Genomic DNA, 353 nt, shown 5'->3' with positions numbered 1-353 from the left:
AGACTAATCCGTACGCACTCCATAAATCGTGTGATCTTGCTTCAATAAGGAGGGTTTCTCGAGCTTGCCTTTCATCAAGTGAGACTCAACCATTCATCAGAAACTGATGATTAGAAGCCTGTGCCTAAAGGCTGCGATGACTAGGTCAGTTGACCATAAATGTAAGCTAACTCAGCGACCGTTTTTGCAGAAAACTTCTTCATCAAACTCGCTCGGTGAACTTCAACTGTTCTTACTGCGATGCACAGCTCATCGGCAATTTTCTGATTGCGTTTACCATCAATAATCTGTTTAAGGATGTCTATCTCACGCTCGGTTAACGAGGCATAAGCTTGACGGTAGACGTTCATTTG

1 protein-coding gene is annotated in these 353 nt (G+C 43.3%); it reads right to left on the bottom strand.

Translation table 11 applies throughout. The features are described from left to right. Positions 1 to 140: 140 nt before the first annotated feature. Positions 141 to 353: response regulator transcription factor (locus AB4486_RS26965; RefSeq protein WP_372119845.1), on the bottom strand; the 213-nt coding region annotated here is incomplete at its 5' end.

It is taken from the genome of Vibrio sp. 10N.222.55.C6 (assembly GCF_041473395.1).
GTDB classification, from domain to species: domain Bacteria; phylum Pseudomonadota; class Gammaproteobacteria; order Enterobacterales; family Vibrionaceae; genus Vibrio; species Vibrio crassostreae_C.
This window is presented reverse-complemented; position numbering and strand designations above follow the sequence as displayed.